The 20,255-nt window shown below is 72.7% G+C and carries 21 protein-coding genes and 1 pseudogene; 10 read left to right on the plus strand and 12 right to left on the minus strand.

Annotation, left to right across the window (positions count from 1 at the left end):
* The first annotated feature begins 68 nt into the window (after window positions 1-68).
* Window positions 69-959 (plus strand): AraC family transcriptional regulator, encoded by an 891-nt coding sequence (locus OHU74_RS26715; protein WP_371618198.1) that lies wholly within the window; start codon window positions 69-71, stop codon window positions 957-959.
* On the opposite strand, the gene OHU74_RS26720 is transcribed toward OHU74_RS26715, so the two are convergent.
* The gene (locus OHU74_RS26720) at window positions 956-1,762 is read right to left on the minus strand and encodes a DUF4037 domain-containing protein (RefSeq protein WP_371618199.1); all 807 of its coding nucleotides are present in this window, start codon (window positions 1,760-1,762) and stop codon (window positions 956-958) included. The genes OHU74_RS26715 and OHU74_RS26720 overlap by 4 nt on opposite strands.
* Before the next feature lie 66 nt (window positions 1,763-1,828).
* Between OHU74_RS26720 and OHU74_RS26725 the strand changes: the two genes are divergently transcribed.
* Entirely contained in the window at window positions 1,829-2,527 is a 699-nt protein-coding gene (locus OHU74_RS26725; RefSeq protein WP_371618200.1) for an AzlC family ABC transporter permease, read from the plus strand.
* Window positions 2,524-2,832 (plus strand): AzlD domain-containing protein, encoded by a 309-nt coding sequence (locus OHU74_RS26730; protein WP_371618201.1) that lies wholly within the window; start codon window positions 2,524-2,526, stop codon window positions 2,830-2,832. The genes OHU74_RS26725 and OHU74_RS26730 overlap by 4 nt, the downstream gene beginning before the upstream one ends.
* Here the strand turns inward: OHU74_RS26730 and OHU74_RS26735 are convergent.
* On the minus strand, window positions 2,801-3,784 hold the full coding sequence (locus tag OHU74_RS26735; protein WP_371618202.1) for a hypothetical protein: 984 nt from the start codon (window positions 3,782-3,784) through the stop codon (window positions 2,801-2,803). The genes OHU74_RS26730 and OHU74_RS26735 overlap by 32 nt on opposite strands.
* 80 nt (window positions 3,785-3,864) lie before the next feature.
* Here OHU74_RS26735 and OHU74_RS26740 point away from each other — a divergent pair, with 80 nt between their 5' ends.
* Both OHU74_RS26740 and OHU74_RS26745 read left to right on the plus strand, forming a co-directional pair.
* Complete coding sequence (locus tag OHU74_RS26740) at window positions 3,865-4,059, plus strand: DUF3046 domain-containing protein (RefSeq protein ID WP_371618203.1); 195 nt, start codon at window positions 3,865-3,867, stop codon at window positions 4,057-4,059.
* Between the two features lie 213 nt (window positions 4,060-4,272).
* Entirely contained in the window at window positions 4,273-5,373 is a 1,101-nt protein-coding gene (locus OHU74_RS26745) for an AI-2E family transporter (RefSeq protein ID WP_330301089.1), read from the plus strand.
* Here OHU74_RS26745 and OHU74_RS26750 read toward each other — a convergent pair.
* A complete protein-coding gene (locus OHU74_RS26750; RefSeq protein WP_371618204.1) occupies window positions 5,327-6,085 on the minus strand; it encodes a Clp protease N-terminal domain-containing protein in 759 nt (252 codons plus the stop codon). The two genes, OHU74_RS26745 and OHU74_RS26750, sit on opposite strands and share 47 nt — an antisense overlap.
* Window positions 6,086-6,132: 47 nt before the next feature.
* Window positions 6,133-6,687 (minus strand): 2'-5' RNA ligase family protein, encoded by a 555-nt coding sequence (locus OHU74_RS26755; protein WP_371618205.1) that lies wholly within the window; start codon window positions 6,685-6,687, stop codon window positions 6,133-6,135.
* Between the two features lie 184 nt (window positions 6,688-6,871).
* Between OHU74_RS26755 and recA the strand changes: the two genes are divergently transcribed.
* The 3 genes from recA (at window position 6,872) to OHU74_RS26770 (ending at window position 11,291) form a co-directional block, all read left to right on the plus strand.
* Window positions 6,872-7,984: a recombinase RecA gene (recA, locus tag OHU74_RS26760; RefSeq protein ID WP_371618206.1), complete on the plus strand. Its 1,113-nt coding sequence runs from the start codon at window positions 6,872-6,874 to the stop codon at window positions 7,982-7,984.
* A gap of 3 nt (window positions 7,985-7,987) precedes the next feature.
* Window positions 7,988-8,644, plus strand: coding sequence for a recombination regulator RecX (gene recX, locus OHU74_RS26765; protein ID WP_371618207.1), 657 nt, complete (start codon window positions 7,988-7,990; stop codon window positions 8,642-8,644).
* Between the two features lie 115 nt (window positions 8,645-8,759).
* On the plus strand, window positions 8,760-11,291 hold the full coding sequence (locus tag OHU74_RS26770) for an FtsX-like permease family protein (protein ID WP_371618208.1): 2,532 nt from the start codon (window positions 8,760-8,762) through the stop codon (window positions 11,289-11,291).
* A gap of 75 nt (window positions 11,292-11,366) precedes the next feature.
* Here the strand turns inward: OHU74_RS26770 and OHU74_RS26775 are convergent, their stop codons facing one another.
* From OHU74_RS26775 to OHU74_RS26810, 8 genes are all read right to left on the minus strand, one after another.
* Window positions 11,367-11,759, minus strand: coding sequence for a rhodanese-like domain-containing protein (locus OHU74_RS26775; RefSeq protein WP_371619822.1), 393 nt, complete (start codon window positions 11,757-11,759; stop codon window positions 11,367-11,369).
* Window positions 11,750-12,316, minus strand: a complete 567-nt coding sequence (locus OHU74_RS26780) for a cysteine dioxygenase (protein WP_371618209.1) — start codon at window positions 12,314-12,316, stop codon at window positions 11,750-11,752. Before OHU74_RS26780 ends, OHU74_RS26775 begins: the two co-directional genes overlap by 10 nt.
* A 67-nt stretch (window positions 12,317-12,383) precedes the next feature.
* Window positions 12,384-12,470, minus strand: coding sequence for a putative leader peptide (locus OHU74_RS26785; protein WP_311318651.1), 87 nt, complete (start codon window positions 12,468-12,470; stop codon window positions 12,384-12,386).
* 32 nt (window positions 12,471-12,502) lie between these two features.
* Window positions 12,503-14,101 (minus strand): FAD-dependent monooxygenase, encoded by a 1,599-nt coding sequence (locus tag OHU74_RS26790; RefSeq protein ID WP_371618210.1) that lies wholly within the window; start codon window positions 14,099-14,101, stop codon window positions 12,503-12,505.
* Between the two features lie 188 nt (window positions 14,102-14,289).
* A complete protein-coding gene (locus OHU74_RS26795; RefSeq protein WP_371618211.1) occupies window positions 14,290-15,159 on the minus strand; it encodes an amino acid ABC transporter permease in 870 nt (289 codons plus the stop codon).
* Entirely contained in the window at window positions 15,156-15,830 is a 675-nt protein-coding gene (locus OHU74_RS26800) for an ABC transporter permease subunit (protein WP_330298918.1), read from the minus strand. The genes OHU74_RS26795 and OHU74_RS26800 overlap by 4 nt, the downstream gene beginning before the upstream one ends.
* Window positions 15,831-15,985: 155 nt before the next feature.
* Window positions 15,986-16,840, minus strand: a complete 855-nt coding sequence (locus OHU74_RS26805; protein ID WP_371618212.1) for a glutamate ABC transporter substrate-binding protein — start codon at window positions 16,838-16,840, stop codon at window positions 15,986-15,988.
* A gap of 106 nt (window positions 16,841-16,946) precedes the next feature.
* Complete coding sequence (locus OHU74_RS26810; protein WP_330298920.1) at window positions 16,947-17,732, minus strand: amino acid ABC transporter ATP-binding protein; 786 nt, start codon at window positions 17,730-17,732, stop codon at window positions 16,947-16,949.
* A 279-nt stretch (window positions 17,733-18,011) separates the two neighbouring features.
* Here OHU74_RS26810 and OHU74_RS26815 point away from each other — a divergent pair.
* Both OHU74_RS26815 and OHU74_RS26820 read left to right on the plus strand, forming a co-directional pair.
* Window positions 18,012-18,707 (plus strand): annotated as a pseudogene (locus OHU74_RS26815) (response regulator transcription factor); the annotation flags it as partial.
* A 108-nt stretch (window positions 18,708-18,815) separates the two neighbouring features.
* A complete protein-coding gene (locus OHU74_RS26820; protein WP_371618213.1) occupies window positions 18,816-20,234 on the plus strand; it encodes an ATP-binding protein in 1,419 nt (472 codons plus the stop codon).
* Window positions 20,235-20,255: the final 21 nt, after the last annotated feature.

Raw genomic sequence — 20,255 nt, forward strand, 5'->3', positions numbered from 1 at the left:
CACCCGGCCACTGACAACCGGCCGGACCTGGGGAAACATCGGACCGGGCCGGGGCGCAGAATGGGGAGATGGGTACGGGGACCGGAGCGGCCGAGGGCGCCGCCGCCGAGGGCGGCCGGGAATGGGCACGGCACTGGCAGTACGCGCAGTTGCCCGGCCTGGACCTGCTGCGCGCCCACTACGTACGCCACACCTTCCCGCGCCACGCCCACGACGGCTACGTCATCGCGGCCGTCACCGGCGGCATCGAGGAGATCGGACTGCCCGGAGGAACCGTCCGTGCCGGCCCCGGCAGCGTGGTCCTGATCAACCCCGAGGTCGCGCACACCGCCCGCGCCGGGGTCCCCGAGGGCTGGGCCTACGCCACCCTCTACCCCTCCCGGGCGCTGATCGCCGAGGTCGCCGCCGAGATCGGCACCCTGCGCGGAACCCCCGGTTTCACCGCCGACATGGTCACCGACCCGCAGGCCTCCCGGGTCATCACCGAGGTCCACCGGGCCGCCGAGGCCGGCAACGCCCTGGCCGCCGACACCCTGCTGCGCGGCGCGGTGGCCCGGATGCTGACCCGGCACGCCGGGCCCCTGCCGGCCCGTGCGGTACGCCGCGCGGGCGCGGCCGACGCGGAGCGGGCCCGGGCCGTGCTCGAGGAGCGGATGGGCGAACCGCCTTCGCTGGAGCAGCTCGCGGCGGAGCTGGGCACCAGCCCGTTCGCCCTGCTGCGGGCCTTCCGGGACCGGTACGGCATGCCCCCGCACACCTGGCTGACGGACGCCCGGGTCCGGCGGGCGCGCAGCCTCCTGGACGCCGGAACCCCGCCGGCACAGGCGGCCGTCACCGTCGGGTTCACCGACCAGCCGCACCTGAACCGGCACTTCACCCGGATCGTGGGGGTCCCGCCGGGCGCCTATCGGCGGGAACGGGCCGCCGGCCGGGCCCCGGGCCCGGGGAACACCCGCTAGGCCGTCAGCGCCGCGCGGGTCTCCTCGATCAGGGCGCGGGCACCTTCCACCGTTGCCGAAAGGGCTTCGGCGGTGGCGCCCTGCGCGCCCAGCAGGGCGCGGACGCGGTCGCCGAAGCCCGGCGGAGCCGAAGGCAGGAGTTCCGCGGACGCCAGCGCGCCCTTCTCATTGAGGCACCAGCGGCGGTCCGCCGCGAACAGGGCCTGGGCGAGGATTCCGAACGCCCGGGACAGGCACAGAGAGACGTAGAGCCCGTCCGCGCGGGCCGCGCCCTTCGCCGCGCCCGCGACGAGGAACTCCGCCTCCCAGGCCCCGGCGATCAGCGCCTCCCGCAGGGGCTCCGGATACACCGAAGTGCGGGCGCGCAGCGCGGTCAGCTCGCCGGAGGGGTCGGCCAGGACCTGGCCGAGGGCCACCTCGCCGGGGTAGCAGGGGGACCAGAAGCCGAGCGGGTGCCCCGGCTGCACGCCCACCTCGTAGCGGCCCTCGCGGCAGTCCTCCCAGACCCGCTCGACCCGGTCCAGGTCCCGCAGGATCCAGTCCACCGCGACGCCGTCGACCTTCAGCCAGGCGCCGCCGTTGACCCAGGGGCCCCAGCCGCCCGGCCCGGACACCTCCACGTCGGGCCCGGCCAGTGCGCGCAGCGCGCCGAGATCGAGGGCGTCGCCGCGGTAGTAGACGCCGAGGTCCCAGTCCGATTCGGGCCGGTGCTCGCCGCGGGCCCGGCTGCCGCCGAGCATGACTCCGCCGACACCGGGTACCGCGGCCAGCCGGCCGGCCATCTCCTTGATCATTTCGTACATGGTGCAAGAACGTACAAGACTCCGGTGCCGCGAACTCCGTAGTTTCGGGGTGTGGGAGAACATCAGATGGTGATAAGAGAAGTCCCCGCCGGGGCCGCGGCCAAGCCGCGCGCCGCCGTCGTCCGCGACGCGCTCGGCGTCGGGGTGGCGGTCGGGCTGTCCGGGTTCGCCTTCGGGGTGACGGCCGCCGGGTCCGGGATCAGCACCCTCCAGGCGTGCGTGCTCAGCCTGCTCGTCTTCACCGGAGCCTCGCAGTTCGCGCTGGTCGGGGCGCTGGCCGCAGGCGGGAACCCGTTCACCGCCGCCGCCGGGGCCTTCTTCCTGGGGACCCGCAACGCCTTCTACGGGCTGCGGCTGTCCCAGCTGCTCGCGCTCCCCAAGGGGGTCCGGCCCTTCGCCGCGCACTGGGTGATCGACGAGACCACCGCGGTGGCCCTCGCCCAGCCCGACCGCAGGACGGCCCGGCTCGGTTTCACCGTCACCGGACTCAGCCTCTACGTCCTGTGGAACCTCACCACCCTGCTGGGCGCGCTCGGCGCCGAAGCCATCGGGGACACCAGGGCCTGGGGGCTGGACGCGGCCGGACCCGCCGTGTTCCTCGCGCTGCTCGCGCCCATGCTGAAGACCTCCACCGAGCGGGCCGTCGCCGCGCTCGCCCTCGTCCTCGGGCTCGGACTGCTGCCGGTCCTGCCCGCCGGGGTGCCCGTGCTCGTCGCCGCGCTGGCCGCCCCCGTGATCCTCTGGCTGAAGGGACGCCGCTCATGAACGTCTGGATCGCCATCGGACTCACCGTCCTCGGCTGCTACGCGGTCAAGCTCGCCGGACTGCTCGTCCCCGCCGGGGCCCTGGAACGGCCGGCCGTGCGCCAGCTGTCCGCGCTGCTCCCGGTCGCCCTGCTCGCCGCGCTCACCGCGCAGCAGACCTTCGCCACCGGGCACGAGCTCGTACTCGACGCCCGCGCCGCCGGTCTCGCGGCCGCCGGGATCGCGCTGCTGCTGCGGGCCCCGTTCCTCGTCGTGGTCGCGGCGGCCGTGGTGGTCACCGCGGGTCTGCGGGCCCTGGGAGGCTGATCCCCTGCGGGAGGACCCCGTAGGCGCGCAGCGTCAGCAGGGCCTCCACCGTGGCGATCGGCCGCCGCTCCAGCGAGCTGCCCGGCGCCCAGGCCCTGCGGTGCACCGGCCAGCCGCCGTCCGGCTGCTGCGAGTCGGCCAGGAAGCGCAGTGAGCGGCGCAGCTCCGCGTCCGTGAACCAGCCGCGGGCCAGCGAGCCGGGGCGGCGGGCGAAGTCGTACGGGTAGAGGTGCTCGCCCGGGGCGTAGCCGGGCACCGGGGGGTACGAGTCCCGGTCCGCGGGATCCAGTACGACGAGCCGCTGCTCGCGCACGAGGCGCCCCAGCCGGTCCGCGGCCGCCGCGGCCCGCGCCCGGTCGGGGACTCCGTCCAGGAAGGCCACCGCGCTCTGGATCTCGTACGGGTGCGAGCGGCGCAGGTGCTCCACCCGGTCCCAGCAGAAGTCCGTGGCCCGGAACAGCCACGCGTGCCAGATCCGGTTGCGGTGCAGCAGCCCGACCACGGGGCCGGTGGTCAGCAGGTCGCCCGGCGGATCGTCGTGCAGTGGGTGGTACGGGGCCGCCGGGTAGCCCCCGGGCTGCGGGGCGGTCACCGGAAGCGCTCCGTCCGGGGTGGAGAGACGGGTCAGGTGGGCGCAGAGCCGCTCGATGCGCTGACCGGAGCAGCGCCCCAGGCCGTCCAGGACGCGCAGGGCGTGGGCGGTGTGCAGGGGATGGCTGAGCGGGCCGCGCAGATCCGGATCGAGGGCGTGGCCGTAGCCGCCGTCGCCGCCGAGGTACGCGCCGAGGGCGGCGTCCACCGGGTCGGCTTCCCCGCCGAGGAAGTGGAACGCGTACCGCCGCTGCTCCAGGACCCGGGCGGTGAGCCAGATGAACCGCTCGGCACGGGCCAGCGGGGACGGCGGGGTCGTGGCGCTCGCCGCCGCCGGGGCCAAAGCTTCGTCTCCAGGCATGCGAGCAACCTAGGGGCGGGTGCTGCGCCCGGGGGGCCCGAACGCGGCGGGTGCACTCTCCGGGGCGGGATACTGGGGGCATGCGGTTGACGATTTTCTGGGAACGGATGGCCGAGCACTTCGGCGCGGGCTACGCGGAGTCCTTCGCACGCGACCACGTGATGAGGGAACTCGGGGGCCGCACGGTCCACGAGGCGCTGGACGCCGGGTGGGAGGCCAAGGACGTGTGGCGCGCGGTGTGTTCGGCGATGGACGTGCCGGCCTCGCTGCGCTGAGGGGCCCGTTGCGCCGCCTGGCCCGCCGCGGCGACGGACCCGCTGCGCCGGCGGACCCGCGCGGTTCCCCGTACGGGGGCCGGGTGGGACAGACTTGGCGGCGTGGCAGCGACAGATGAGACGACGACCGACCGGCAACCCGAGAAGGTTCCCGCCGACGACGGCGCACCACCCGGGGTGCCACCGGTCGCCCCGGTCCCCGACGGGACCCGGATGCCGCGCTGGCTGCCGCGCGCGGTGGTCCTCGTACTGGCCCTCGTGGCCTGCTTCCAGCTCGGCAGCTGGGCCTTCCACCAGCTGATCGGGCTGCTCGTCAACATCCTGATCGCGTTCTTCCTCGCGCTCGCGATCGAACCCGCCGTGGCCAGGATGGCGGCCCGCGGCATGCGCCGCGGGCTCGCCACCTTCCTGGTGTTCCTCGGGGTGTTCGTGGCGGCCGCGGGATTCGTCGTCCTGCTCGGCTCGATGCTCGCCGGGCAGATCGTCGACCTGGTGGAAGGGTTCCCGGGCTATCTGGACTCGGTGATCGGTTCGATCAACGACACCTTCCACACGGATCTGTCCCGGCTGGACATCCAGGACAGCCTGCTGCACTCCGACTGGCTCCAGAAGTACGTGCAGAACAGTGCCAGCGGGGTGCTCGACGTGTCCGCCACCGTGCTCGGCGGGCTCTTCAAGCTGCTGACGATCGGACTGTTCTCCTTCTACTTCGCCGCCGACGGGCCGCGGTTGCGGCGCGCGCTGTGCTCCGTACTCCCGCCGGCGAAGCAGTCGGAGGTGCTGCGGGCCTGGGAGATCGCCGTCACCAAGACGGGCGGCTACCTCTACTCGCGCGGACTGATGGCGCTGGTCTCCGGGATCGCGCACTACATCTGCTTCGTGGTGCTCGACGTGCCGTACGCGCCCGCGCTCGCGGTGTGGGTGGGGCTCGTATCGCAGTTCATCCCCACCATCGGCACCTACCTGGCGGGCGCGCTGCCGATGCTGCTGGCCTTCTCGGTCAGCCCCTGGTACGCGCTGTACGTGCTCGGATTCGTGGTGGTCTACCAGCAGTTCGAGAACTACGTCCTCCAGCCGAAGCTGACCGCGAAGACCGTGGACATCCATCCGGCGGTGGCCTTCGGATCGGTCATCGCCGGCACCGCGCTGCTGGGCGCGGTCGGGGCGCTCATCGCGATCCCGGCCGTCGCCACGATGCAGGCCTTCCTGGGCGCGTACGTGAAGCGGTACGCGGTGGCGGAGGACGGGGACGGTCCCGTGGGAGGTGCTACTTCTCCCCGGTGGCGCCGAGTACGGATTCCAGGGCTTCGGTGACGCTCGCCTCGGTGGCGGCCTTGTCGGTGCCGAGGGAGGTGAGCAGGCCCTCGCCGTCCTCGAGTTCGAGGAGGGCGAGCAGGATGTGCTCGGTGCCCACGTAGGCGTGGCCCAGGCGCAGGGCCTCGCGGAAGGTGAGTTCGAGGGCCTTCTTGGCGGCGGCGTCGAAGGGGACGAGCGCGGGCATCTCCGCGGCGGCGGCCGGCAGGGCGGCGGTCGCGGCCGCGCGGACGTCCTCCAGGGCGATGCCCTGCGCCCGCAGGGCGAGCGCGGCGAGGGACTCGGGATCGGCGAGCAGGCCGAGGACCAGGTGCGCGGTGCCGATCTCGCTGCTGGAGGCCGAGCGGGCCTCGTTCTGGGAGGTCACGACCACGTTGCGGGCGCGCGGGGTGAAACGGGCGAAGCCCTGCGAGGCGTCGAGGTCGTTGCCCTCCCCGGCCTTGTCGGGCTTGGGCACGAAGCGCTTCTGGGCGGCCTGGCGGGTGACGCCCATGCTGCGGCCGATGTCGGTCCAGGAGGCGCCGGAGCGGCGGGCCTGGTCGACGAAGTGGCCGATGAGGTGGTCCGCGACCTCCCCGAGCGCCTCGGCGGCGACGACGGCGCCGCTGAGCTGCTCCAGGGTGTCGGTGTGGACCTTCTTGATGGCCTCGATCAGCTCGTCGAGGCGTACCGGATTGGTCATGCGAACGGGTTCCACCGAAGGGTTCGTCATGAGTGCAACCCTAGGTTGACAGTCGGATGAGTGTCAACCGTTGGTTGTCACTTCTCCGGCTCCGGTTCGTCCTGGGGCTCCCGCAGCGCGAACGAGGTGTGCTCGCGCCAGGCCGTGCCGTCGAAGGCCACCAGGTCCACCGAGCGGACGCGGGCGGTGAAGGGGAGCCGGCCGCGGAGGTCGGTCTCGACGGCGTCCAGGGTCGCCTCCTGGGCCCGCTGGGCCACGGTGAGGTGCGGGACCACCCCGGGGTACCGGCCGCCGTAGGGCGGCGCCTCCGGCCAGCGCTCGGCGACCGCCAGGGTCAGGTGCTTTAGCGGGTCGCCGGGCTCGGGGGTGAGGTAGAGGACCCCGGGGAAGCGGCCGGTCCGCTCGAAGCGGACGTCGAAGGCGTGCAGGGGGTGCAGGAGTGCGGCGAGCGCGGCGAGGGTGGAGGGGGTGACGCGGCTCTCGTCGAGGAACGGGTAGAGGACGCTGATGTGTGCGGGAACCCCGGCCCGGGCGGAGTGGTCGAGCCGGTCCCGCCACTCGCCGACCACGGGCTCCGCCTCGGGTATCCGCACGATGAGCGCCGTCTGGCCTGCCTGGAACGTGTCTGTCATGGCACTGGATCATGCCAGCCGGGGGTGGGGCGGGCGGGTTCGGCGTGGCGCGCTTGACAGGGAAATCGAACACACATTCTCATGGGTTGTCCACAGTCAAAACGGACGGCGGACCGCGTTGTCAGTGGCAGGCGTTAGCGTCAATGGCGTGAAGCGATCGACTCAAGCAAATCGGGTGGAACCCATGGCAGGCAACGACCGCGAGAAGGCTCTCGACGCCGCGCTCGCACAGATTGAACGGCAATTCGGCAAGGGTGCCGTGATGCGGCTCGGCGACAAGCCGAACGAACCCATCGAGGTCATCTCCACCGGCTCGACCGCGCTGGACATCGCGCTCGGCGTCGGCGGGCTGCCCCGCGGCCGTGTGGTCGAGGTGTACGGACCGGAGTCCTCCGGTAAGACGACCCTGACCCTCCACGCCGTGGCCAACGCGCAGAAGGCCGGCGGCACCGTCGCCTTCGTGGACGCCGAGCACGCGCTCGACCCCGAGTACGCCAAGGCCCTCGGTGTGGACACCGACAACCTCATCCTGTCCCAGCCGGACACCGGCGAGCAGGCGCTGGAGATCGTGGACATGCTGGTCCGCTCCGGTGCGATCGACCTGATCGTCATCGACTCCGTCGCGGCGCTCGTGCCGCGCGCGGAAATCGAGGGTGAGATGGGCGACTCGCACGTGGGTCTCCAGGCCCGTCTGATGAGCCAGGCCCTCCGGAAGATCACCGGTGCGCTCAGCCAGTCCAAGACCACCGCGATCTTCATCAACCAGCTCCGCGAGAAGATCGGTGTGATGTTCGGCTCGCCGGAGACCACGACCGGTGGCCGCGCGCTGAAGTTCTACGCCTCCGTGCGCCTCGACATCCGGCGCATCGAGACCCTGAAGGACGGCACGGAAGCGGTCGGCAACCGCACCCGCGTCAAGGTCGTCAAGAACAAGGTCGCGCCGCCCTTCAAGCAGGCCGAGTTCGACATCCTCTACGGCCAGGGCATCAGCCGCGAGGGCGGCCTGATCGACATGGGCGTGGAGCACGGCTTCGTGCGCAAGGCCGGCGCCTGGTACACGTACGAGGGCGACCAGCTCGGCCAGGGCAAGGAGAACGCCCGCAACTTCCTCAAGGACAACCCCGACCTCGCCAACGAGATCGAGCGGAAGATCAAGGAGAAGCTGGGCGTCGGTGTCCGCAAGGACGCTGCCGTCACCGCCGAGGCCGGCGCGGACGCCGCCGCCGAGACCCCGGCCGTGCCCGCTCCCGCCTCGAAGGCCAAGACGACGGCCAAGGCCGCCGTCGCCAAGAGCTGACCCGTGTGGGAGCAGGAAAGGGGCGGCGCGGACGGCGCTGAAGGCCGCCGTACGGGCGGTCGGCAAGGCCGCCGTGAAGGCGGCGGCCGGGGTGGCCGCCGCCCCGAGGGCGGCAGGGAAGACCGTCCGGAGCTGCCGCCCCAGAGCCCCGAGGAGCAGGCGCGGGCGATCTGTCTGCGTCTGCTCACCGGGATGCCGCGCACCCGGCGGCAGCTCGCGGATGCCCTGGCCAAGCGGGACATCCCCGAGGAGGTGTCGGAGCAGGTCCTCTCCCGGTTCGAGGAGGTGGGCCTGATCGACGACGCCGCCTTCGCCGGTGCCTGGGTCGAGTCCCGGCACCGCGGCCGGGGCCTGGCCCGCCGGGCGCTCGCCCAGGAGCTGCGGACCAAAGGGGTGGACCCCACCCTCGTACAGGAGGCCCTGGAACAGCTGGACTCCGACCAGGAGGAGGAGACCGCCCGGGAGCTCGTGGAGCGCAAGCTCCGCTCCACCCGGGGCCTGGAGCGCGACAAGCGGCTCCGGCGGCTCGCCGGGATGCTCGCCCGCAAGGGATACCCGGAGGGCATGGCCCTGCGGGTGGTCCGCCGCGCCCTGGAGGCGGAGGGCGCCGAGGACCTCGACGGCGAGGACCTGGGCTACCCGGGGTACTCGGGGGGCTGATCGGCGCCGATCCCGCCGATCCGCGCCGATCCCCGCCGGGGTGGGGTTAGCCCCAGGAGACGGACGCCGGGGTGCTCCAATGTCAGGAGGCCGCCCCGGCAGCAGAGTTGTCCGCATGATGCTGCGCTACGCACTCCAGACCGTCAGGGACCGCAAAGCCGGTTTCCTCGGAGCCTTCGTCGCCCTGTTGTGCGCGGCGGCCCTCGTCACCGCCTGCGGCACCCTCCTGGAGACGGGACTCCGCGGAAAGATCGCCACCGAGCGCTACGCGGGCGCCCCGGTCGTCGTCTCCGCCGACCAGAACGTCCACCGGACGACGGTCAAGGAGAAGAAGGGCAAGAGCAAGACGAAGCACAAGGCCAAGCCCGTCGCCGAGCGGGCCTGGCTGCCGGCCGTCACCGTGGACACCGTCCGCGCGGTGCCCGGCGTGGCGCAGGCCGTCCCCGAGCTCACCTTCCGGGCCGCGGCGCTGGTCAAGGGCGCGGGCGCGAAGCCCTCGTACGGGCACGCCTGGACCTCGGCCGCGCTCACCCCCTTCACGCTCGCCCAGGGCAGGGCCCCCCAGGGCGCCGCCGAGGTGGTCGTCGACCGCGAACTCGCCGCCCGCGCGGCCCTGAAGCCCGGCTCGGAGCTCACCGTGCAGTCCACCGGCGAGCCCAGTACGTACAAGGTCAGCGGGATCGCCGCCACGGCCGGCGGCAGCCTGGCGCACCAGAGCGCACTGTTCTTCAGCGACGCCGAAGCGCAGCGGCTCGCCGCCCGCGACGGGCAGGTCAGCGCCATCGGGGTGCGCCCCGAACCCGGGGTCGATGCCGGAGCACTCGCGGACCGGGTCCGCCAGGCGCTCCACGGCACCACCGCGCAGGTCGCCTCGGGCGACGAGCGGGGCCCCGTGGAGTTCCTCGACGCGGCCGGCGCCCGCATCAAGCTGGTCTCCATGGGCGGCGCGATGGGCGGAACCTCCCTCCTCGTGGCGATCCTCGTGGTCACCGGAACCTTCGCCCTGTCGATCCAGCAGCGCCACCGCGAGCTCGCCCTGCTCCGAGCCATCGCCGCCACGCCCCGCCAGCTGCGCCGCATGATCGGCCGCGAGGCGCTGCTCGTCGGCCTGGCCGCCGGGGTGGCCGGAGCGCTTGCCGGGCTGCCGCTCGCCGCCTGGCTGCACGGCCGGTTCGTGGACAGCGGGGTGGTGCCCGTCACCCTGGAGCGCACCGCCGGGATCTTCCCGATGATCGCCGCCGTCGGCGCGAGCCTGCTCGGCGCCTGGGCCGCGGCCCGGATCACCGCGCGGCGCATCGCCCGGATCCGTCCCGCCGAGGCGCTCGCCGAAGCCGCGGTCGAGCGGCGCCGGCCGTGGGCGCGGACCGTGGCCGGGGTGCTGCTGCTGGCCGCCGGAGCGGTCCTGGTCGCCGTGCTGAGCACGCTGCGCACCGAGCCGGCGTCCACACCGGTCACCTTCCTCGCCGTCGTGGTCCTCGCCGGAGCGGTCTCGCTGCTGGGCCCGTTCATCGTCAGGGGCGCGGCCGCGCTGCTCGCCGGACCGCTGCGCGCGGCCGGTCCGGGCGGGCACCTGGCCACCGCGAACCTGCGCGGCAACGCCACCCGGATGGCCTCCGCCGTCACCCCGCTCACGCTGCTGATCGGGATGGCCTGCACCGTGCTCTTCGTCACCCCGACCCTCGGCGACGCGGCGCGGGCGCAGGCCCGTGACGGGGTGCGGGCCGAGTGGGTGCTCGCCGGGCGGGGCCCGGGGGTCTCCCACGGCGCGGCCGAGCGGCTCCGCGGGACCCCCGGGGTCTCGGCGGTCACGGAGATCGTGAACACGTCGGTGCGGGTGGGGCTGACGAAGTACGCGGCGCAGGGCGTGACCCCGGCCGGCCTGGACCGGACCTGGGACCCGGGCGTGAGCGGCGGAAGCCTGACGGGCTTCGGGGACGCGAGCGTCGCGGTCAGCGAACTGGCCGCCGACCAGCTGGGGCTGAAGCCGGGGAGCCCGCTGGCGCTGACCCTGGGCGACGGAACGCCGGTCACCCTCACCGTCGCCGCGGTGTACGGGCGGGGACTGGGCTTCGGCGACGTGACGCTGCCGCACGCTCTGGTGGCCGCGCACGTGGACGATCCGCTGGCTTCGTCCGTGCTGGTGGCGGGCACCGCCGGGCGGGACGCGCTGGCCTCGGCCGTACGGGAGTACCCGGGCGTGGCGGTGCTGTCGGCGGCCGACGCGGACGGGGCGCGGGAGGAGCGGCAGGCCGCGGGGGCGGAGATCAACCTGCTGGCGATGGGCCTGGTCCTGGCCTTCACCGCGATCGCGGTGGCGAACACGCTGGCGATGTCCACGGGGGAGCGGCTGCGGGAGTTCGCGATGCTCCGCCTGACGGGTGCCACCCGGCGGCAGGTGCGGGGGATGCTGCGGGTGGAGGCGCTGGCGGTGCTCCTGATGGGGGCGGCGCTGGGTTCGGGGATCGCGCTGGCGGTGCTGACCGCGTTCAGCGTGGGCATGACGGGGGTGGCCGCGCCGGTGGTGCTTCCGCTGGCGTACGGGGTGGTGGTCGCCGGGGCGGGCCTGCTGGCCCTGTGCGCGACCTCGCTCCCGGGCCGACTGGCCCTGCGGGTCCGGCCGGTGGACGTGGCGGCCGCGAAGGGCTAGGCCCTGCCCCGAAAGGGCCGGTGGGGCCGGATCCGGCCCCACCGGCCCTTTCGGGTCGCCCGTCGGCGGCACGGCTCAAGAAGACGGCGGTGTCACCGGCAGGCCCGCCGCGCGCCACGCCTGGAAGCCCCCCGTCAGGTCCGTCGCGTTGCGGAGCTCCAGCGCGTGGAGGGAGGCCGCCGCGAGGGTGGAGGCGTAGCCCTCGTTGCAGATCACGACGATGCGGACCCCGTGGTCCGTGGCCTGGGGGAGGCGGTGGGAGCCCTCGGGGTCCAGGCGCCATTCCAGTTCGTTGCGCTCGATCACCAGGGCGCCCGGGATCAGCCCGTCCCGCTCGCGCAGGGCCTGGTAGCGGATGTCGACCAGGAGCGCCCCGGTCAGGGACTCGGCGTGCGCCTCGGCCGGGTCCACGCGGGTGTACGTGGTGCGCAGCCGGTCCACGAGGGCGTCGATGCCGCTCACTGCCAGTCCGCCGGACGCTCGACCTGCTCCAGCGTGAGCACCGGGCCGGTGCGGCTGTAGCGGCGGATCAGCGGGAGCGGCGGGTAGTACGCGTGGACCGAGATCGCGTGCTCGGTCCCGGACTCGTTCAGCACCTCGTGGACGTGGTGCTCGCCGAAGGCCCGCCCGGTGCCCGCACCCAGGCTGCGGGTGCGGTCCACGTCCGGAGCCAGGGAGAGGGACTGCCAGCCCTCCGAAGGGATGCGGACCGCCAGGGAGTTCTCGGTGAGGCGCCCGCGGGCGGTGGTGAACGCGCCCCGCGACTCGGCGTGGTCGTGCCAGCCGGTGCCGGTGCCCGGCGGCCAGCCGATCAGCCAGGCCTCGCTGCCGCCCGGTCCGTCGAGCCGGATCCAGGTCCGGCCCTCGGGGTCGAGGGGGAGGGAGGCGATCAGCTCGGGGTCGGAGGCGATGCGCAGGGTGAAGGCGAGGAGGTCCGCGGCCGTGACGGCGGCAGGAGCCGGGGCGTGCGTGGACGCGGGGGAGTGCGTGGCCGCAGGGGCGTACGCGGGTGCAGATGCAGACATGGAGGGTGACCGTCCTGGGGGTTCGCGAAGGCGCGCGGCACTCGGCGGGCGCGCGGAGGAAGGCGAATCAGCAGGAAGGGCGACACACGCAGCCCGCGTAGCGGAGCAGGTCCATATGGACCCTCCGCCACAGGCGTACGTCGTTGCCGGTCATGTCCGTGAGTGAAGCACGAGTGGGCCGGAGGGTCAATCGATCACCGGTGTGACGGCGGGCGTCACAGCGGGGGCGGGCGAAGGGGAGGGGGCGGACTCGGGCGCGCCGTGGCGGACGGCGTCCGCGGCCCCGTACAGCTCCGCCGGGCGGACCCCAGCGAAGGTCGCCGCCAGATGCCCGTCGGGTCGTACGAGGAGCACGGTGTGCGCCGCGGCCCCCGGATACCCGTCGGCGACCAGCAGCTCCGCCCGGACCGGGAGCGCCGAGACCGCTGCTGCGAGGCGGGGCATCAGCCCGGCGCCCAGCCAGTGGCGCCGGTCCCAGACGCCGGTGCCGGGGGCGACGAGGACGACCAGCAGCCGGCCCCGGCCGAGCCGGTCGCGCAGCGGCACCGTGGCGCCGTCGGGGGCGGTCACCGGGATGTTCTGCACGGGCCCGCCCGGCTCGGTGGCCGTCGGCACCTCGCGCACGGCCACGGCCGGGGCGTACACGGGCTCCGCGCCCAGCGGGCCCCGTCCCAGGTGGCCGTCGGTGAGGAGGGATTCGGCGGCGCGCGAGGCTCCGGGCAGCAAGGTGCGCAGTCCGCCCCCGGAGCGCAGCACGGGCATGGCCTGGTCGGCGGCGCGCAGCCGGGCGGCCACTGCCCTGCGGCGCTCGGCCTCGTAGCTGTCGAGGAGTTCCTCGGACGCTCCCTGGTGCCAGGCCAGGGCCAGTTTCCAGGCGAGGTTCTCGGCGTCCCGCAGCCCCTCTTCGACGCCCTGGGTGCCGAGCGCGCCGAGCAGGTGCGCGGCGTCCCCGGCGAGGAAGGCGCGGCCGTCGCGCCAGCGCCGGGCGAGCCGGTGGTGCAGGGTGTGGACCCCGGTGTCGAGGAGGTCGTACGGGGGAGCCGTGCCCCCGCACCACACCGCGAGGGTGTCGCGGATGAGGGTGACGAGCGCGTCGGGGGTGACGAGGTCCCCCTGCGGGGGCAGCAGCCAGTCCAGCCGGTACACCCCGTCGGGCAGCGGCCGGGCGGTGACCTCGCCGGCCCCGCCGGGCAGCCCGCGGTGCAGCAGGGCTTCGCCAGGCCAGGGCAGTTCGGTGCGCAGCGCGGCCACGGCGTGGCGTTCGACGGCGGTGCGGCCGGGGAAGCGGATGCCGAGCAGCTTGCGCACGGTGGAGCGGGCGCCGTCGCAGCCGATCAGGAAGCTGCCGCGCCACCAGGTGGTTTCGGCGCCGCGGGTGTGCGCGGTGACCCCGTGGCCGTCCTGCTCGAGGGCGTCGATCCTGCTCTCGGTGACCAGCTGGATCAGGGGGTGCGCGGCGGCGGCGTCGCGCAGCCCGCGGGTCAGGGCGTGCTGCGGCAGGTGGATCGGGGCCGGCCCGTCCTCGAAGGTGATCCGCTGGGAGTCCCGGCCGCGCCGCATGGTGCGCCAGGCGGCGAAGTACGCGCCCTCGTCGCGCAGGGTCGTACAGCCCAGCCGGTGCACCATGGCGGCGGTGTCGGCGTGGAGGGCGACGGTGCGGGCGGGGCGTGGCTCTTCCTTGCCGGGTCCCTCGTCGAGCACGACGCAGGGCACGCCCTGGCCGGCCAGGGCGAGGGCCATGGACAGCCCGACGGGCCCCGCGCCGACGACGATCACCGGGTCCATGATGTGGCTCCCGGTGTCCGGTATGTGATCACAGAACGTATGCAACCCACTGGAGGTGCCTGCGTCAAGTGACGCCGGTCCGGACAATGCCGTGTGGTGCGGCGGATGAGTTCCGCCGCACCACACGTGTCCCGCCAGTGTACTGACCGTCTGTCAGGCCGGGTGCCGACAGTCCGTCGGGGGCTCGCTCAGGCCGCCGCGCCCGCGTCGACCCCGGTGATCGGGACGATCGCGTCGGTGGTCCGCTTCGACCTCCGCAGCGTCTTCTCGAGCCAGGAGGCGAGGCTGGTGAGGGCGAAGTTCACCGCGACGTACAGCAGGGCGATCACGACGAGCGACGCGATGACGTTGCTGTAGTTCGCCGCGATCTGCCGGTTCATCGACAGCAGCTCGGCCAGGCCCAGCAGCGCGCCGCCGATCGCGGTGTCCTTGAGGATGACCACGAGCTGGCTGACCAGCGCGGGCAGCATCGCGGTGACGGCCTGCGGGAGCAGTACGTACCCCATCACCTGGCTCTTGCGCATGCCGATCGCCTTCGCGGCGTCGGTCTGCCCGCCCGGCAGGGACTGGACCCCGGAGCGGACGATCTCGCCGATGACCGCGGAGTTGTACAGGACCAGGCCGGTGACCACTGCGTAGAGCGGCCGGACGTCGGTGCCGATGTCGGTGTAGATCCGGTACAGGGCGTTGCCGAAGAACATCAGCATCAGCACGGGGATGGCCCGGAAGAACTCCACCCAGACGCCCACGGCGGCACGTACCCACGCGTGGTCGGAGAGCCGGCCGATGCCGAGCAGTGCGCCCAGCGGCAGGGCGATCACCATGGCGAGGGCGCCGGCCCGCAGGGTCTCTCCGAGGCCGGGCAGCAGGAACGTCGTCCAGACCCGGCCGTCGGTGAAGAAGATGCTCCACTTGTCGGCGTCGAGCTGGTTCTTGTCCGCCATCTTGGACAGCACCCACCACAGGGCCGCTGCGCACAGGACGACGAAGACGCCGGTGTAGATCCAGTTGCGCGCCTTGGCCTTGGGGCCCGGGGCGTCGTACAGCACGGAGGTCATCGCTTCACCGCCACTCGCTTTGCCACCCAGCCGAGGAACAGGCCGGTGGGCAGGGTCAGAAGGACGAAGCCCAGGGCGAAGATCCCGAAGATGGCGAAGAGCGCGTTGGCCTCGTTCTCGTTCATCTCCTTCATCAGCAGGGCTGCCTCGGCCACGCCGATCGCCGCTGCCACCGTGGTGTTCTTGGTGAGGGCGATCAGGACGTTGGCGAGCGGTGCGACGACCGCCCGGAAGGCCTGGGGGAGCACGATCAGGGTGAGCACCTGGAAGAAGCTCAGGCCCAGCGCGCGGGCTGCCTCGGCCTGGCCGACCGGGACCGTGTTGATGCCCGAGCGCAGGGCTTCGCACACGAAGGTGCCGGTGTAGGCGGCGAGCCCGAGCACCGCCATCCGGAAGCCGATCTCCTTGAAGGTGCCGCCGCCGAGCGTGATGGTGAGCGTCGAGCCGAGCCCCAGCGAGCAGCCGATCAGGATCAGGGTCAGCGGGATGTTGCGGACCACGTTGACGTACGTGGTGCCGAAGCCCCGCAGCAGCGGGACAGGGCCGACCCGCATCCCGGCGAGGGCGGTGCCCCACACCAGGGCTCCGGCACCCGAGTAGAGGGTGAGCTGAACCGTCACCCAGAAGGCTCCGAGCAGGTCGTACTGCCCCGAATCAAGAAAATCGAACACGATGGCCTGCGCTCTCCCCAGGATGGCCAGGTTGGCCGGTGCGGTACGGCGCCGCCCACGGCAGGCGGGCGGCGACGTACCTCAGCGATGAATCGGGCCGACGAACCCGGCCGGTGGATCGGTCGGTGGGCCGGCCGGTGGGACCGGCCCCCGGATCACTTGCCTTCGGTGATGGCCGGAGCCGGCTCGTTCTTGAAGCCGGACGGGCCGAGGTTCTTGGTCACGGCCGCCTGCCAGGCGCCGTCCGCTTCCATCTTCTGGAGGGCGGCGTTGACCTTGGTCTGCAGGTCCTTGTCGCCCTTCTTCAGGCCGATCCCGTAGTTCTCGTTGCTCAGGCTCAGCCCGACCAGCTTGAACTTGCCCTTGTTCTTGTCCTGCGCGGCGTAGCCGGCCAGGATCACGTTGTCCGTGGTCAGGGCGTCAACGGCCTTGTTCTCCAGGCCCGTCAGGCACTCGGAGTAGCCACCGAGCTCCTGCAGGTCGGCCTCGGGGGCCAGCTTCTTCTTGACGTTCTGCGCCGAGGTGGAGCCGGTGACGGAGCAGAGCTTCTTCTTGTTGAGGTCCTCGGGCTTGGTGATCGAGGTGTCGTCGGCGCGGACCAGCAGGTCCTGGTGCGCGAGGAAGTACGGGCCGGCGAAGTCGACCTTCTGCTTGCGCGCGTCGTTGATGGAGTAGCTCGCGACGACCAGCTTCACGTCGCCGTTGGAGAGCAGGTTCTCGCGCTCGGCGCTGACGGCCTGCTTGAACTCGATCTGGTCGGGCTCGTAGCCGAGCTCCTTGGCCACGTAGGTCGCCACGTCCACGTCGAGACCCGTGAACTTGCCGTCGGGGGTCTTGAGGCCCACACCCGGCTGGTCGAACTTGATGCCGATGACGATCTTGTCCTTCTTGGCACCGCCGGTCGCGCCGCCGTCACTGGCGGTCTTGTCGCTGCTTCCGCCACAGGCGGTCGCGGTCAGGGCGAGAGCGACGGCAATGGCGGCGGTGGCGCCGACCTTGGAGAGCTTCATCGTGGACTTCCCTCGAAGTGAGACGTGAGACAGACGTGAGACGTGGGACGGACGTAACCCGTGTTCGGACGACGATCCGTCACCGGATCACTACCAGACGCGAGGCTCAGTGGTGCAGGATCTTCGACAGGAAGTCCTTGGCGCGGTCACTGCGCGGGTTGCTGAAGAACTGTTCGGGCGTGGCCTCTTCGACGATCTTTCCGTCGGCCATGAAGACGACCCGATTGGCGGCGGAGCGGGCGAAGCCCATCTCGTGCGTGACGACCACCATCGTCATCCCCTCCCGGGCGAGCTGCTGCATGACTTCCAGCACCTCGTTGATCATCTCCGGGTCGAGGGCCGAGGTCGGCTCGTCGAACAGCATCACCTTCGGGTCCATCGCCAGTGCGCGGGCGATCGCCACGCGCTGCTGCTGACCGCCCGACAGCTGGGCCGGGTACTTGTCGGCCTGCGAGCCGACGCCGACCCGGTCGAGCAGCGACTTCGCCTTCTCCAGCGCCGCGGCCTGGTCCGTCTTGCGGACCTTGAGCTGGCCCAGCATGACGTTCTGCAGCACCGTCTTGTGGGCGAAGAGGTTGAAGGACTGGAAGACCATGCCGACATCGGCGCGCAGCCTGGCCAGCTCGCGGCCCTCGGAGGGAAGTTGCTTCCCGTCGACCGTGATGGAGCCCGAATCGATCGTCTCCAGGCGGTTGATGGTGCGGCACAGCGTCGACTTGCCCGATCCAGAAGGCCCGATCACCACGACGACCTCGCCGCGGGCAATGCTCAGATCGACGTCCTGAAGCACGTGCAGCGCGCCGAAGTGCTTGTTTACGTTGCTCAGCACGACCAGGTCGTCCGCGGCACCGGCCGCGTCCTGCACGTCCTTGGTCACTGATACTCCGCTCATCGGCTTCTTGCTCCGTCCTCCTCGGTTGGGAGGACAGTAGTGAGGTGGCGCGCACAGCGTCAGTACATCTGAGGGAGAATTGAGCATAACGATCCGGCCTCGCACCGATACGCTCCGTACGCGGCCGCGCCGCCGGGCACCCGGAGCCGTACCGGGTCCGTAACGGAAGCGGCCCGCGACCTGAACCGCCTTGACGTGAGAGTCTCCATCGGCGTGGATGCAGGGTGTCCGGAAAACGGATGCCGGACTACGGATACGGGAAGATCGGAAAGGGACGGTATGAGACTGCTGCTCGTCGAGGACGACGACCACGTCGCCGCCGCCCTGTCCGCGATCCTGGCCCGGCACGGATTCCAGGTGACCCACGCCCGCAGCGGCGAGGAGGCCCTCCAGGCCCTGCTCCCGGCCGGTGCGCCGCCCTTCGGCGTGGTCCTCCTGGACCTAGGCCTGCCCGACCAGGACGGCTACGAGGTCTGCGGCAAGATCCGCAAGCGCACCGCCACGCCCGTCATCATGGTGACCGCGCGGGCCGACGTGCGCTCGCGGATCCACGGCCTCAACATGGGCGCCGACGACTACGTGACCAAGCCCTACGACACGGGCGAACTCCTCGCCCGCATCCACGCCGTCGCCCGGCGCACCGGGGTCTCCGAGGAGCCCGCCGGCGGGGCGGGCGCGCCCGGCACCGTACGGCTCGGACCCGTCTCCATCGAGATGTCGACCCGCAGGGTCGGGGTCAACGACACCGACGTGCCGCTCACCCGCAAGGAGTTCGACCTGCTGGCCCTGCTCGCGCAGCGGCCGGGGGTGGTCTTCCGGCGGGAGCAGATCATCAGCGAGGTCTGGCGCACCAGCTGGGAGGGGACGGGCCGGACCCTCGAGGTGCACGTGGCCTCGCTGCGTTCCAAGCTGCGCATGCCGGCGCTCATCGAGACCGTCCGCGGCGTCGGATACCGGCTCGTGGCCCCACCGGCCCCACCGGCCCCACCGGCCCCGCCGGCACCCCCGGCTCCGTCCGCCCCCGCCGGGCCGTCCGCGCCCGCGGTGCCGCCCGTCCCGCCCGCCCTCTAGCGGGGATCAGCCGTGCGCGCCCGTCTGCTCCCGCTGCTCGTCGTCCTCATGGCGGGCGTGCTCCTCGCCCTCGGCTTCCCGCTCGCGGTGTCCCTGGCCGCCGGGCAGCAGCAGCGGGTGGTCGTCGACCGGATCGACGACAGCGCCCGCTTCGCCGCGCTCGCCCAGTTCGTCATCGACGCCGAGGGCTCGAACTCCAGCGGCGCCGACGAGCGCCGCGACACCCTCCAGCTCGAACTCGCCCGCTACCAGGAGCTGTACGGCATCAGCGTCGGCATCTTCTACCGGGACGACAACGCCATGGTCCGGGCCCCCGGCTGGTGGCGGCTCCCCGAGTCGGGCGAGGGCCGACGCGCCTTCGAAGAGGCCCTCGCCGGACGGCGCAGCCACGACCCCGGCCAGGTGTGGCCGTGGCAGACCCACGGCAAACTTCTCGTCGCCTCCCCGGTGGTCCTGGACGGGGACGTGGTCGCCGTGGTCGCCACCGAATCGCCCACCGACCAGATGCGGGCCAAGATCCTGCGGGGCTGGCTGCTGATCGTCGGCGGGCTCGCCGCCGCGATGCTCGTCGCCTTCGGCGCCGCCCTGCGGCTGACCAGCTGGGTGCTCAAGCCCGTGCGGACCCTGGACGCGGCCGCCCACGGCATCGCCACCGGCCGGATGAACTCCCGCGTCGCGGCCGGCGGCGGCCCCCCGGAACTCCGCCGCCTGGCCCGCTCGTTCAACGAGATGGCCGACAACGTCGAGGAGGTCCTGGAACAGCAGCGCGCCTTCGTCGCGGACGCCTCCCACCAGCTGCGCAACCCCCTCGCCGCGCTGCTGCTGCGCATCGAGCTGCTCGCCCTGGAACTGCCCGACGGGAACGAGGAGATCGCCTCGGTGCGCACCGAGGGCAAGCGCCTGACCCAGGTCCTCGACGATCTGCTGGACCTGGCGCTGGCCGAGCACGCCACCGCCGAGATCAGCTTGATCGACATCGCGGGGCTGGCCGCCGAACGGGTCACCGCCTGGCGGCCGTACGCCGAGGAGAAGGGGGTCCGGCTCACCGGGACGGGCCGGGCCGCCGCCACCGGCTGGGCCGACCCGATCGCGCTCTCCAGCGCGCTCGACGCCGTGATCGACAACGCCCTCAAGTTCACTCCGGCGGGCGAGGCGGTGGAGGTGGGCCTCTCCGTCGAGGGCAGCCAGGTGCTCGTCGTGGTCGCCGACCGGGGACCCGGACTTAACCAGGAGGAGCTGCTCCGGATCGGCGACCGGTTCTGGCGCAGCGGCCTCCACCAGAACGTCAAGGGCTCCGGGCTCGGCCTGTCCATCTCCCGCACCCTGCTCGCCGCGGGCGGCGGATCCCTCTCCTACGAGACGAACCCGCCGCACGGGCTGCGGGTGACGGTGTCGGTCCCCCGCACCGACCCCGCCGCTACGGACGGCTGAACCTCAAGGTCACCCGTTCGA

The organism is Streptomyces sp. NBC_00454 (genome assembly GCF_041434015.1).
In the GTDB taxonomy this organism is placed as follows: domain Bacteria; phylum Actinomycetota; class Actinomycetes; order Streptomycetales; family Streptomycetaceae; genus Streptomyces.

Coding starts and splice junctions, on each gene's coding strand:
- OHU74_RS26715 (WP_371618198.1), top strand. CDS start 69: ATGGGTACGGGGACCGGAGCGGCCGAGGGCGCCGCCGCCGAGGGCGGC.
- OHU74_RS26720 (WP_371618199.1), bottom strand. CDS start 1,762: ATGTACGAAATGATCAAGGAGATGGCCGGCCGGCTGGCCGCGGTACCC.
- OHU74_RS26725 (WP_371618200.1), top strand. CDS start 1,829: ATGGTGATAAGAGAAGTCCCCGCCGGGGCCGCGGCCAAGCCGCGCGCC.
- OHU74_RS26730 (WP_371618201.1), top strand. CDS start 2,524: ATGAACGTCTGGATCGCCATCGGACTCACCGTCCTCGGCTGCTACGCG.
- OHU74_RS26735 (WP_371618202.1), bottom strand. CDS start 3,784: ATGCCTGGAGACGAAGCTTTGGCCCCGGCGGCGGCGAGCGCCACGACC.
- OHU74_RS26740 (WP_371618203.1), top strand. CDS start 3,865: ATGCGGTTGACGATTTTCTGGGAACGGATGGCCGAGCACTTCGGCGCG.
- OHU74_RS26745 (WP_330301089.1), top strand. CDS start 4,273: ATGCCGCGCTGGCTGCCGCGCGCGGTGGTCCTCGTACTGGCCCTCGTG.
- OHU74_RS26750 (WP_371618204.1), bottom strand. CDS start 6,085: ATGACGAACCCTTCGGTGGAACCCGTTCGCATGACCAATCCGGTACGC.
- OHU74_RS26755 (WP_371618205.1), bottom strand. CDS start 6,687: ATGACAGACACGTTCCAGGCAGGCCAGACGGCGCTCATCGTGCGGATA.
- recA (WP_371618206.1), top strand. CDS start 6,872: ATGGCAGGCAACGACCGCGAGAAGGCTCTCGACGCCGCGCTCGCACAG.
- OHU74_RS26770 (WP_371618208.1), top strand. CDS start 8,760: ATGATGCTGCGCTACGCACTCCAGACCGTCAGGGACCGCAAAGCCGGT.
- OHU74_RS26780 (WP_371618209.1), bottom strand. CDS start 12,316: ATGTCTGCATCTGCACCCGCGTACGCCCCTGCGGCCACGCACTCCCCC.
- OHU74_RS26785 (WP_311318651.1), bottom strand. CDS start 12,470: ATGACCGGCAACGACGTACGCCTGTGGCGGAGGGTCCATATGGACCTG.
- OHU74_RS26790 (WP_371618210.1), bottom strand. CDS start 14,101: ATGGACCCGGTGATCGTCGTCGGCGCGGGGCCCGTCGGGCTGTCCATG.
- OHU74_RS26795 (WP_371618211.1), bottom strand. CDS start 15,159: ATGACCTCCGTGCTGTACGACGCCCCGGGCCCCAAGGCCAAGGCGCGC.
- OHU74_RS26805 (WP_371618212.1), bottom strand. CDS start 16,840: ATGAAGCTCTCCAAGGTCGGCGCCACCGCCGCCATTGCCGTCGCTCTC.
- OHU74_RS26810 (WP_330298920.1), bottom strand. CDS start 17,732: ATGAGCGGAGTATCAGTGACCAAGGACGTGCAGGACGCGGCCGGTGCC.